A 12481-nucleotide genomic window follows, 5' to 3' on the forward strand; every position below is an offset into this window, starting at 1 on the left:
CGCCGCCTGTTAAGGTGAATTCTGTGACTGATCCGGATGATATCGCCGTGACAGAGAAGTTGGCTTTGCGTGTTGCGCGTTTTGATGAGGCGCTTGCCGCCATGGCGCGGGCCCCCGCCTTCGCCCGACCGGCCAAGGTGCCGCTGCTGCTGGATGCCGCCCGCCTTGTGCTGCAGGAAGAGGGTGGTTGTGCTGCGATTGCATCGCGGGCGCAGGCCTTCGAAGAGGCCGGTATATTTGCCGGTTCCGACTGGGCGACACCGCAGATACTGGTGCCGTCGCTCAGCCGTGGTGCCTTGCGCAGCGCCGATGCCGGGCTGGTGGTGATCGAATCACTCAGCCAGTTGCGGCTGCTGGCCGTGGCTCAGGGCTGGTTCCTGCATCCGCTGATGTCTTCCGAGCAGGCCCATCATTACCTGACCCAGGTGCTGGCACTGAATCTGGAGCTGCTGTTTTCCGCTCCCGGTGAAGCCGAGCGTGCCCAGCAGGGGCGTCTGGCCAGGGTGCCGCGCAACCTGTTCCGTTATCTCGCTGAAACCATCGGCTATGAGCACGTCATTGATCAACTGATTGATGAGATCTGGCGTATTCTCAAGCAGCGCCCGATTCAGGTGGACAGCGTCAAGGACATGATCACCCAGATTGCGGTGTGCCGCGCGCGGCGAGATATTCACTGGGGCAGTGCCGGGCAGGGCGCCGACCGGCTGGTGAGCAGTCTGTACGGGCCGACACAGGCCACCCGCGAGGACCCGGGTCTGGATGAGTATCAGCGCCGTCTGGACAGGATGGACGCCCCTGCGCTGCAGTATGAAGCGTCCGGTTTTGCCCGCGCCATGCACGATACCGGGTTGGTGTCGCCCTACCATGCGGTCATATTGCGTCACCTGCTGGGGCAGGGCGATCATCTGCTGGTCGAGTGTCTGGGTCTGTCCTCCACGGGGCGCGACTGCTTGCTGTGTTACAGCGAACTGGTGCACGCACTGATCCGGTCTGCGGTGTTCCCGGGCACGGCGCAGGCGGTATATGGCCTGGCGCTGATGCTGGAGCGCGGCATTCTCTACCAGCCCCCCATCGCGCCAGCACTGTGGCGGCAGCTCGGATTGCCATTGTGCGAGTCGGCCGCAGACCGCCTGCGTCACCGTACCGACGTGACCATTACCCCTGCCGCCCGACTGCTTGAGGGCGTGCTGTGCACGATGGGGTTGCCGCTGGGGATCGGCCAGGGCAACAACCCGACCTGCCAGTCGGCACGTGCCTTGTCCATGTGGGCGTTCAATGATCCGGACTATCTGTTGCAGATGGTGGCCTGGGCGGCTCGCGACGATGAGATCGTCATGCATTTCGAAGGGCAGGCCATTTCTTCTCGCGACAGTGTCGGCGGCGTTGCCGCCGAGGCGCCGGTGGATCTGGACCCGGTGTCGCTGCTCGTTGTGCCGCACCTGGACCGGATCTATGCGGAAATGGGGCGCCGCTGTGCGGGTCGCGAAGGCGATCCGCACCGTTGGGTCAATCCCGAGTTTCACGGCTGGTGGTCCGGGCGCGGCTTCCGCATCAATGTGGATGTGGCCAGTGGCCTGCTGCACGAGCTGGAAGACTTCCTGCGGCACTTCTATGCCGCCTATCACCCGATGTACAACGGCAATCAGCCGTTGATTCATCCTCAGCCTGCGGGCATTGCGGTGACCGACAGCGCCGCGCGATTCATCGGTTGGCATGCCATTACCCTGCTGCGGGTATCGCTGGACCCCTCGGGGGTCATGCGGGTGTATTTCTATAACCCCAACAACGACAGTGGCCAGGACTGGGGGGATGGCCTGGTGGTCAGCACCTCGGGTTGTGGCGAGCAGTTCGGGGAGGCGTCCTTGCCCTTCGAGCAGTTCGCGTCGCGCCTGTACATCTTTCACTACGATCTGCTTGAGTATGGCGAACCCGCCCAGGTGTCCCAGGAAGAACTGGACCGGGTGATGGGCTATGTCCATCGCAGTTGGGGGCGCGAGCGTCTGGCCCAAAGGTGCTATGATGCGCGGCCTGTGTAGTCGCGCGAGAGCATTATGAAAGACGTCGTCCGTGATCTGCTGGACGTCATCCGGCTGGAACAGCTGGAGACCAATCTGTTTCGTGGCCAGAGCCGCGATACCGGCCAGAAAAGCATCTTTGGCGGCCTGGTGGCGGGCCAGGCACTGATGGCCGCCAGTCGTACCGTGGACGCCGAGCGGCCGGTGCATTCCCTGCATGCCTACTTCATCCGCCCCGGTGATTTCTCCATCCCCATTGTTTACGACGTCGAGCGGGTGCGCGACGGCAAGAGCTTTACCACCCGTCGTGTCACCGCGATCCAGCATGGTCGCCCGATCTTCACTCTGGAAGCCTCGTTTCAGGTGGAGGAGGGCGGCGTGGAGCACCAGGCCGATATGCCGGCGGTGCCCGCCCCGGAGACCCTGCCGTCGGACCAGAGTCTGCGCGAGCAGTTTGCGCACCGGATTCCGGAGCGCATGCGCGAGGCCTTTCTTGCCGAGCGCCCGGTGGAGTTCAGACCGATCAAGCCCGCCAACGGTTTCGAGGCTGAACCGCAGGACCCGACACGCGAGACCTGGTTCCGGATTGCCGAACCGCTGGAGGTGGACACGGCCACGCACCGGGCGTTGCTGGCCTTCTGTTCGGATTTCGGCTTGCTGGGCACGGCCATGCTGCCGCACGGCATGAACTTCTTTCAGCCACACGTGCAGTCAGCCAGTATCGACCACGCCATGTGGTTCCATCGCCCCTTCCGGGTGGACGAATGGCTGCTCTACAGCACCCAGAGCCCGTCGGCCTCCGGCGCCCGGGGGATGAATTTCGGCTATATCTATCGGCAGGACGGGGTGCTGGTGGCCAGCGTGGCCCAGGAAGGTCTGATGCGCCTGCGGCCGCAGGAACCGCGCAGCTGATCTGATGGCCGATGCACTGATTCCGCTGCTGGAGGAGGTGCGTGGCTGCCGCCACTGCGAGGCGGTCTTGCCGCTGGGTCCGCGTCCTGTGGTGCGGGCCAGCAGCACGGCGCGGCTGCTGGTGATCGGTCAGGCCCCGGGCACGCGGGTGCACGCCTCCGGTATCCCCTGGGATGATCCCTCCGGCGTGCGTCTGCGGGCGTGGCTGGGGATGACGCCGGAGACCTTCTACGACGTTAGTCGCATCGCCATCATGCCCATGGGCTTCTGTTACCCGGGGCGAGGGCGGGGCGGTGACCTGCCGCCACGGCCCGAATGCGCACCCCTGTGGCACCCCTCGCTGCTGGCGGGTATGCCGGATATCCGGCTGATACTGCTGATTGGGAGGTATGCCCAACAGCGCTATCTGCCTGCCTGGCGCGGCAGTTTGTCGGACACGGTGGCGCGCTTTGCCGAGGTCCCGGCACCGTACTTCCCGTTGCCACACCCGAGCCCCCGCAATACCCGCTGGTTGCGCCAGCGGCCCTGGTTCGAGGCCGAGGTGGTGCCAGCTTTGCGGGCACGTGTGGCGGCCTTGATGGGCGAATAACCCTCCACTCCCGGTGGATAAGCGGGCACCAAAGCGCTAGAATGCGCGCCCCGAAACTCCTGCCATGTGAGGGCCCGATCTCGTGAATAAACTGGAAGACCACTTCGGACGCTGGAAGAACCGGGAAGAAATCGCCGAGTCGATGATTCCGATGATTGGCAAGTTGTACCGTGAGCAGAATGTCACCACCACGGTATACAGCCGCTCCATTGTCAACAAGTCCGTTATCCAGATTCTCAAGGCGCATCGCTTTGTGAAGCAGATCGAGGACGCTGAGCTGTCGGTCGTGGATACCTTCCCGATCCTGCAGGAGGTCAGCAAGCTGGACCTCGGGCCCTGCCGCATCGATATCGGCAAGCTGGCAGTCAACTGGAAGCAGGACAACCAGGGCAAGTCCCTGGAAGCGTACGTGCGCGCGGAACTGGCCGAGGCCACCGACAACAAGGTGGTGCACCCGGAGCCGACCGACGTGGTGCTGTACGGTTTCGGCCGTATCGGCCGGATCCTGGCGCGCCTGCTGATCGAGAAGGCCGGCAGTGGCGACGGCCTGCGCCTGAAGGCCATTGTGGTGCGTGAATCCGGCAAGGGCGACCTGCAGAAGCGGGCCAGCCTGCTGCGCCGTGACTCCGTGCACGGTCCCTTCTCCGGCACCATCGCGGTGGACGAAGAAGATAGCGCCATCATTGCCAATGGCAACTACGTCAAGGTGATCTACTCCAACGATCCGAAGGAAGTGGATTACACCCGGTACGGCATCAACAATGCCGTGGTCATCGACAACACCGGCAAGTGGCGCGACCGTGAAGGTCTGAGCCAGCACCTGGGCTGCCCGGGTGTGAAGCGCGTGATTCTGACGGCGCCGGGCAAGGGTGACCTGAAGAACATCGTGCACGGGGTCAATAATCACCTGATCGGCGACGATGACACCATTATCTCTGCCGCCAGCTGCACCACCAACGCCATCGTGCCGCCGCTGAAGGCCCTGAACGACAAGTTCGGCATCGCCGTGGGCCATGTGGAGACGGTGCACTCCTACACCAACGATCAGAACCTGCTGGACAACTTCCACAAGGGGCCGCGCCGTGGTCGCGCTGCGCCGCTGAACATGGTCATCACCGAGACCGGTGCGGCCACCGCAGCGGCCAAGGCGCTGCCTGAGCTGGCCGGCAAGCTGACGGGCAACTCGATCCGCGTGCCTACCCCGAATGTGTCGCTGGCGATCCTGAACCTGACGCTGGAGAAGGAAACCAGCCTGGCAGAGCTCAACGAGTACCTGCGCTGGGTGTCTCTGCACTCGCCGCTGCAGCGTCAGATCGACTTCATCAGTTCCCCGGATGCCGTGTCCACGGACTTCGTGGGCGCGCGACATGCATCAGTGATTGATGCCGAGGCGACCATCGTCAACGGCAATCACTGTGTGCTCTATGTCTGGTACGACAACGAGTTCGGTTACAGCTGTCAGGTGGTCCGTATCCTGCAGCAGATTTCCGGGGTCGAGTTCCCGTCGTACCCGAAGGATTGAACCAACTGAATAAAGGCCTGCTTCCGCAGGCCTTTTGGTGTCAACGTGAAGGCCGCTTGCGGCTGGCTGGCGCTGACGCGGCCTGATCCTTATAATGGCGCGCGCCAGTGATCTGCCCGGCAAATATCGCGCAAGTGCCGGTTTTCAAAAGCGTTTGCTGCACCTATCTCCAGAGTTTCAGAACGTGGGCGAGAGGCTATGATCAAAATCAAACGGGGGCTTGACCTGCCGATTACGGGTGCACCGCGCCAGGTGATCGAGGAAGGGCCGCGCGTACGCACCGTCGCCGTGCTCGGGGGCGATTACATGGGCATGAAGCCCACCATGGAAGTCAAGGAAGGTGACCGGGTCGGGCTGGGCCAGGTGATCTTCACCGACAAGAAGACTGACGGCGTCAAGTACACGGCGCCCGCCGCCGGTACGGTCGTGGCCATCAACCGGGGCCACAAGCGGGTCCTGCAATCCGTGGTAATCGAGGTTGAGGGCGATGCCGCCGAGACCTTCCCGGCCCATAACCAGGGCGCGCTGTCCAGCCTGAGCCGTGAGGCAGTGCAGGAACAGCTGATCGAGTCCGGACAGTGGACCACGCTGCGCACCCGCCCGTTCGGCAAGGTGCCGGCACCGGGCACGGCCCCCAGCGCCATCTTCGTGCCGGTGCTGGATACCAATCCTCTCGCCGCTGAGCCGGCTGTCATCATCAATGAACAGCTGGACGCCTTCCGCAACGGCCTGACCGTGCTGTCGCGCCTCACCGACGGCCCGGTCTGGGTCTGCCGCGGGCCGAAGACCGAGTTGCCGTCGTTCGCCGGTGGCCAGATCCGTGAAGAAAGCTTTGCCGGGCCGCACCCGGCCGGCAATGTCGGCACGCACATCCACTTCCTGCACCCGGTGGGCATGAAGAAGACCGCCTGGAGCGTGGGGTATCAGGACGTGATTGCCATCGGCAAGCTGTTCACCACTGGCCGTTTGTATACGGATCGTGTGGTGGCGCTGGCGGGTCCGCAGGTCGAGAACCCGCGTCTGCTGCGCACCCGCGTCGGCGCCAGCCTGGACGATCTGACTGACGGCCAGCTCAAGCGTGGCGAGAACCGTGTCATTTCCGGGTCCGTGTTCAATGGCCACAATGCCCGTGGGCCGCTGGCCTATCTCGGGCGCGTGGCCAATCAGGTCAGCGTGCTGCTGGAAGGTCGTGAACGCGAGCTGTTCGGTTATATTTCACCCGGCCTCAACAAGCACTCTGTTATGAACATCTACTTGTCCAGGCTGATTCCGGGCAAGCGCTTCGATTTCACCACCACGACCAACGGCAGCGAGCGTGCCATGGTGCCGATCGGCAACTATGAGACGGTCATGCCGCTGGACATCCTGCCCACTCAGCTGCTGCGTGCCCTGATTGTCGGTGATACCGACGCGGCTCAGGAACTCGGCGCGCTGGAACTGGTGGAAGAGGACCTGGCGCTGTGCACCTACGTGTGTGTCGGCAAGTACGAATACGGTCCGATTCTTCGTGACAACCTCACTCGCATCGAGCTGGAGGGCTGACCATGGGCTTGAGAGCAACCATAGATAGCAAGATTGCACCCCACTTCCATGAGGGGGGCAAACTGCAGAAGTATTACGTCTTCTACGAAATGTTCGACACCATGCTGTACAGCCCCTCCAGCACCACGCGGGCGGCATCGCATGTGCGTGACGGCATCGATCTGAAGCGGGTCATGATGACCGTGTTCTTCGCGACCTTCCCGGCGATCCTGTTTGGTATCTACAACACCGGCTATCAGGCCAACCTGCAGATCTCCGAGTTCGGCTACAGCGCTATCGAAGGCTGGCGTACCGCGCTGGTGATGGGGCTGACCGGCTTCGATCACACCAGTTTCCTGGCCAACTTCCTGCATGGTCTGGTGTACTACATACCGATCGTGATCACGGTCTACCTGACCGGCTTCCTGTGGGAAGGCCTGTTTGCCTGGAAACGGGGCCACGAAGTGAACGAAGGCTTCTTCGTGACCGGTATCCTGTTCACCCTGATCCTGCCGCCGGCCATTCCGCTGTGGCAGGTATTCCTGGGCGTCTCTTTCGGTATCGTGATCGGCAAGGAAGTCTTTGGCGGTACCGGCAAGAACTTCCTCAACCCGGCGCTGGTCGGCCGGGCGTTCCTGTTCTTTGCCTACCCGGCGCAGATGTCCGGTGATGCGGTCTGGACCGCTGTGGACAACTTCAGTGGTGCGACGCCGCTGTCGCTGGCGGCGTCTGGCGACCTGAACTTCGCCGCGGGCCTGACGGAAAATGCTGCCGTCGGTCACGTCGTCGACATTACCTGGATGCAGACCTTCCTCGGTGGCATCCAGGGCTCGATCGGTGAGACATCCACCCTGGCCATCATGCTGGGCGCCGCAGTGCTGCTGTTCACCCGCATCGCCTCCTGGCGCATCATGGCCGGTGTGCTCGTCGGCACCGTGGCGCTCGCCAGCCTGTTCAATGTCATCGGCAGCGATACCAACCCGATGTTCGCCATGCCCTGGTACTGGCACCTGACTATCGGTTCCGTGGCCTTCGGTCTGGTGTTCATGGCGACGGACCCTGTGTCGGCGGCCATGACCAATACCGGCAAGTGGGTCTTCGGGATACTCATCGGTCTGATGGTGGTGATGATCCGGGTGGTCAACCCGGCGTTCCCCGAGGGTGTGATGCTGGCGATCCTGTTCGGTAACCTGTGTGCGCCCCTGATCGATTACTTTGTGGTTCAGGCGAATATCAAACGTCGCCAGCGACGCACGGCAGAGGTGGTGTAATGGCTTTTAACAAAGACAGTGTTGGCGGGACCCTCCTCGTTGCCTTCATGGTGTGTCTGGTGTGTGCTGTGGTGGTGTCCACTGCAGCGGTCACCCTGCGCCCGACCCAGGAAGCCAACCGGATCCTCGACCGCCAGGTCAATATTCTTCGCGCTGCGGGCCGTTATGAGCCGGGTGTGAATGTGCAGGAAGAGTTCGACAAGATCGCCCGCCGCTTCGTGGATATCGAAACCGGCGAGTATGTCGATATGCCGGATGATTACGATCAGCGCCGTGCAGCCCGTGACGATCAGATGGGGCGCCGGTTGTCCGGTGACCAGGACATTGCGTCCATCCGTCGTCAGGCCAGAGTGGCCGAAGTCTACATCGTGCGTAATGAGGCCGGTGAGGCTGAACGCCTGATCCTGCCGATGCATGGCTATGGTCTCTGGTCCACGATGTACGGTTTCCTGTCGCTCGAAACGGACATCAACACCATCGCGGGTATCGTGTTCTACGAGCATGGCGAAACCCCGGGTCTTGGTGGCGAAATCGAGAATCCGCGCTGGCGTTCGCTGTGGGAAGGCAAAAAGCTGTTCGACGAGGATGGCGATGTGGCTTTCCAGGTGATCAAGGGCAGTGTCGACAGTGGCACACCTGATGCCGAGCACAAGGTTGATGGTCTTTCCGGTGCTACCCTGACCGCCAATGGTGTCACCAACATGGTGCGGTTCTGGGTCGGCGCGAACGGTTTCGGCCCTTATCTTGAGCGTCTGAAAAACGACAGCTCGCTGCTGAATTAAGGAGACAGTCATGGCCGAGAAAAAGAAGGACATCCTGTTCCAGCCCATTTTCGACAACAACCCGATTGCGTTGCAGATTCTGGGCATCTGTTCTGCGTTGGCGGTCACCACTCAGCTGAGCACCACGCTCACCATGTGTGTGGCGCTGACCTTCGTGCTGGTGTTTTCCAACCTGTTCGTGAGTGTGATCCGCACCACTATCCCGTCGAGCATCCGGATCATCGTGCAGATGACCATCATTGCCTCGCTGGTGATCGTGGTGGATCAGTTCCTGCGCGCCTACGCCTATGACATCAGTCGGCAGCTGTCGGTGTTCGTTGGTCTGATTATCACCAACTGTATCGTCATGGGCCGCGCCGAAGCGTTCGCCATGAAGAACCCCCCGGGCGTGTCTTTCCTGGACGGCCTGGGCAATGCGTTCGGCTACTCCGTGGTGCTGATTGCGGTGGGCTTCGCGCGTGAGTTGTTCGGCTCCGGCTCCCTGTTCGGCTTCGAGGTCATGCCGCTGGTCACCGAGGGCGGCTGGTACTACAGCAACGGTCTGATGCTGTTGCCGCCGAGTGCGTTCTTCCTGATCGGTCTGTTCATCTGGGCCCTGCGGGCCTGGAAACCGGAACAGGTCGAAGAAGAGCAGTTCAAGATGGCACCGAACTCGCGTACCAGCGACGTTTACTGAGGGGATGAGACGTGTTTGAACATTATCTGAGCCTGTTTATCCGCGCCATCTTCGTTGAAAACATGGCGTTGGCGTTTTTCCTGGGCATGTGTACCTTCCTGGCCGTGTCCAAGAAAGTACAGACCGCACTTGGCCTGGGTATTGCGGTGATCGTGGTCCTGGCTATCACGGTGCCGGTGAACAATCTGATCCTGAGCTACCTGCTGACCGAAAACGCGCTGGAGTGGACCGGGATCGAAGCACTGAGCAGTCTGGATCTGCGTTTCCTTGGTCTGCTCAGCTACATTGGCGTGATTGCCGCGCTGGTGCAGATCCTCGAAATGACGCTGGATAAATATGTGCCTGCGCTCTACAACGCGCTGGGGATCTTTCTCCCTCTGATCACGGTGAACTGTGCCATTCTGGGCGCCAGTCTGTTCATGGTCGAACGGGACTACACCTTCAATGAAAGTGTCGTCTTCGGTTTCGGTGCAGGCGTGGGCTGGGCCCTGGCGATCGTGCTGCTGGCCGCGATCCGCGAAAAGCTGAAGTACAGTGATGTACCGGATGGCCTCAAGGGTCTGGGCATTACCTTTATTGTGGTGGGCCTGATGTCGCTTGGCTTCATGTCCTTCTCCGGCGTACAGCTGTAACCGCGGGGTAGAGGAGAGCGATGATGAATCTGGAAATCGTGTTCGGCGTGGTGATGTTCACCACGGTCGTACTGCTGCTGGTGATGGTGATTCTGGGGGCCCGTTCGCGCCTGGTCAGCACCGGTGATGTGCGCATCAATATCAACGACGATGAGTCGATCAGTATCAATGCCCCGGCGGGCAGCAAGCTGCTCAATACCCTGGCCGACAAGGGGATTTTCCTGTCCTCGGCGTGTGGCGGCGGCGGCACCTGCGCGCAGTGCAAGTGCAAGGTGCTTGATGGCGGCGGTGATATCCTGCCGACCGAGGAAGGCCATTTCACCAAGAAGGAAATCCGTGAGGGTTATCGTCTGTCCTGCCAGGTAACGGTGAAGCAGGACATGAAGGTGGAAGTGCCGGAAGAGTTCTTCGGCGTCAAGAAGTGGGAATGCGAAGTCATTTCCAACAACAACGTGGCCACCTTTATCAAGGAGCTGGTGCTCAAGCTGCCGGAAGGCGAGGAAGTTGACTTCCGCGCTGGTGGTTATGTGCAGCTGGAATGCCCGCCCTACGACATCAAGTTCTCGGATTTCGATATCCCGGAGAAATTCCGTGGTGACTGGGAGCGTTTCAAGTTCTTTGACCTGCGGGCCAGGAACAACGAAGACGTGGTGCGTGCCTATTCCATGGCGAACTACCCGGACGAGCGGGGCATGCTCAAGTTCAATATCCGTATCGCCACGCCGCCCCCGGGCGCGAAGGATATTCCGCCGGGTATCATGTCGACCTTTGTCTTCAATCTGAAGCCAGGCGACAAGATCACCGTGTTCGGGCCCTTCGGTGAGTTCTTTGCCAAGGAAACCGACGCCGAGATGGTCTTTGTGGGTGGCGGTGCTGGCATGGCACCGATGCGTTCGCACATCTTCGATCAGCTCAAGCGCCTCAACTCGAAGCGCAAGATCAGCTTCTGGTACGGCGCACGCTCCATGCGTGAAGCCTTCTACGTGGATGAGTACGACAAGCTGGCCGAGGAAAACGACAACTTCAAGTGGCATCTGGCGTTGTCCGACCCGCAACCGGAAGACAACTGGACCGGCCTGACCGGCTTCATTCACCAGGTGTTGTTTGATGAGTACCTCAAGGATCACCCGGCGCCGGAAGACTGCGAGTTCTACATGTGCGGTCCGCCGATGATGAACGCTGCCGTGATCAAGATGCTCGAAGATCTGGGTGTCGAGAAAGAAAACATCCTGCTGGATGATTTCGGTGGCTGATGGCATGCCGATGATGCATCGTTCCATCGCAACGCAGGGCCTTCGGGCCCTGCTGTTGTTTGCTCTCCTGCTGATACTGCAGGGCTGCGACCGGGCGGAACGCATTGAGCGGATTGGCGGCCCGACCATGGGCACGGTCTGGCAGGTGCAGATGGCCGGTCTGCCGGCCGGTTCATCGGTCGAACAGATTCAGGACGATCTGGAGGCGCTGCTGGCGCTGGTCAACCGGCAGATGAGCACCTATATCGAGGACTCCGATCTGTCGCGTTTCAATCAGGCAGAGGCGGATACCTGGCAGCGGATTCCGCCGGATTTCGCGCGGGTACTGGCTTCGGCCCTGCGCATGGCCGACATCAGTGACGGCGCCTTCGACCCGACCGTTGGACCGCTGGTGAACCTGTGGGGCTTTGGCCCGGACGGTCGCCGTCGTGAGCCGCCTGCGGCCGACGTCCTGGCAGAAACCCGCGCCCGGGTCGGCTGGCAGCAGCTGGAAACCCGCGATGACGGGCGGGAAATCCGGCAGCCGGGTGGGCTCTATCTGGACTTGTCCGCCATTGCCAAGGGCTATGCCGTTGACCGGCTGGGCGAGTATCTGGACGCTCGCGGCGTGCAGGCCTGGCTGGTGGATATCGGTGGCGACATGCGCGCCCGGGGCGTCAAGCCCGACGGCAGCGCATGGCGGGTAGGGGTGGAGCGGCCGAGCAGTGGCGCGCGCCAGATCCACAGTGTGGTCGAACCTGGCGACATGGCGATGGCGACCTCCGGCGACTATCGCAACTACTTCCGCGACGGCGGGCGCCAGTTCTCGCACACCATCGACCCGCGTACCGCCGAGCCGGTGGACCACCAACTGGCCTCGGTCACCGTGATCCACCCGTCCTGCATGGAGGCGGACGGCTACGCCACGCTGATTACCGTGCTGGGGCATGAGGAGGGGCTGGCCTTTGCCCGTGAGCGTGACCTCGCCGTATTGCTGATCTCCCGGGACGGGGATGGCTTCCGTGAAGACATGACTGAAGCCTTCAGCGCCTATCTGGTACAATGACACCGTAGCGACCGGGAGCCGTTTGACATGATGACCTTTATTGCCGCCCTCGTGATTGTGGGCATCCTGTTTGCCGGTATGGCCATTGGCGTGATCGTGGCGAACAAGCCGGTCAAGGGCTCATGCGGTGGCCTCAGCGCTGTGGGCCTGGACGGCAGCTGCGATATCTGTGGCCGTAACCCCTCGGAATGCGAGACCCCGGAGGGCCGCGAGGCCGCCCAGCGTGCCCGCGACCTGTCACGTAACGCCCTTGACTGACTGCA

General features: G+C 61.8%; 12 protein-coding genes. All 12 read left to right on the plus strand.

What is annotated here, in order from left to right:
* Positions 1 to 47: 47 nt before the first annotated feature.
* The 12 genes from DKW65_RS06205 to nqrM all read left to right on the plus strand — a co-directional run bounded on the left by DKW65_RS06205 (position 48) and on the right by nqrM (position 12476).
* Positions 48 to 2036, plus strand: coding sequence for an ATP-binding cassette domain-containing protein (locus tag DKW65_RS06205; protein WP_425451942.1), 1989 nt, complete (start codon positions 48 to 50; stop codon positions 2034 to 2036).
* A 15-nt stretch (positions 2037 to 2051) separates the two neighbouring features.
* Positions 2052 to 2927, plus strand: coding sequence for an acyl-CoA thioesterase II (gene tesB, locus DKW65_RS06210; protein ID WP_111656436.1), 876 nt, complete (start codon positions 2052 to 2054; stop codon positions 2925 to 2927).
* A 4-nt stretch (positions 2928 to 2931) separates the two neighbouring features.
* A complete protein-coding gene (locus DKW65_RS06215) occupies positions 2932 to 3516 on the plus strand; it encodes a uracil-DNA glycosylase family protein (RefSeq protein ID WP_111656437.1) in 585 nt (194 codons plus the stop codon).
* An 82-nt stretch (positions 3517 to 3598) separates the two neighbouring features.
* Positions 3599 to 5038, plus strand: coding sequence for a glyceraldehyde-3-phosphate dehydrogenase (locus DKW65_RS06220; protein WP_111656438.1), 1440 nt, complete (start codon positions 3599 to 3601; stop codon positions 5036 to 5038).
* A gap of 198 nt (positions 5039 to 5236) precedes the next feature.
* Positions 5237 to 6580 carry a Na(+)-translocating NADH-quinone reductase subunit A gene (locus tag DKW65_RS06225; RefSeq protein ID WP_111656439.1) on the plus strand — a complete coding sequence of 448 codons (1344 nt, stop codon included), beginning with the start codon at positions 5237 to 5239 and terminating at the stop codon, positions 6578 to 6580.
* Between the two features lie 2 nt (positions 6581 to 6582).
* Positions 6583 to 7830, plus strand: a complete 1248-nt coding sequence (locus tag DKW65_RS06230) for an NADH:ubiquinone reductase (Na(+)-transporting) subunit B (protein ID WP_111656440.1) — start codon at positions 6583 to 6585, stop codon at positions 7828 to 7830.
* Complete coding sequence (locus DKW65_RS06235; RefSeq protein WP_111656441.1) at positions 7830 to 8612, plus strand: Na(+)-translocating NADH-quinone reductase subunit C; 783 nt, start codon at positions 7830 to 7832, stop codon at positions 8610 to 8612. The genes DKW65_RS06230 and DKW65_RS06235 overlap by 1 nt, the downstream gene beginning before the upstream one ends.
* 10 nt (positions 8613 to 8622) lie before the next feature.
* Positions 8623 to 9288: an NADH:ubiquinone reductase (Na(+)-transporting) subunit D gene (locus tag DKW65_RS06240; RefSeq protein WP_111656442.1), complete on the plus strand. Its 666-nt coding sequence runs from the start codon at positions 8623 to 8625 to the stop codon at positions 9286 to 9288.
* Between the two features lie 11 nt (positions 9289 to 9299).
* Complete coding sequence (gene nqrE / locus DKW65_RS06245; protein ID WP_111656443.1) at positions 9300 to 9920, plus strand: NADH:ubiquinone reductase (Na(+)-transporting) subunit E; 621 nt, start codon at positions 9300 to 9302, stop codon at positions 9918 to 9920.
* A gap of 23 nt (positions 9921 to 9943) precedes the next feature.
* The gene (gene nqrF / locus DKW65_RS06250; protein WP_111656444.1) at positions 9944 to 11173 is read left to right on the plus strand and encodes an NADH:ubiquinone reductase (Na(+)-transporting) subunit F; all 1230 of its coding nucleotides are present in this window, start codon (positions 9944 to 9946) and stop codon (positions 11171 to 11173) included.
* A complete protein-coding gene (locus DKW65_RS06255; RefSeq protein ID WP_245932407.1) occupies positions 11166 to 12218 on the plus strand; it encodes an FAD:protein FMN transferase in 1053 nt (350 codons plus the stop codon). The genes nqrF and DKW65_RS06255 overlap by 8 nt, the downstream gene beginning before the upstream one ends.
* A gap of 27 nt (positions 12219 to 12245) precedes the next feature.
* Positions 12246 to 12476 carry a (Na+)-NQR maturation NqrM gene (nqrM, locus tag DKW65_RS06260; protein ID WP_211315755.1) on the plus strand — a complete coding sequence of 77 codons (231 nt, stop codon included), beginning with the start codon at positions 12246 to 12248 and terminating at the stop codon, positions 12474 to 12476.
* The last annotated feature ends 5 nt before the right edge of the window (positions 12477 to 12481 follow it).

The sequence above is a fragment of the Isoalcanivorax indicus genome (assembly GCF_003259185.1).
Lineage (GTDB): Bacteria > Pseudomonadota > Gammaproteobacteria > Pseudomonadales > Alcanivoracaceae > Isoalcanivorax > Isoalcanivorax indicus.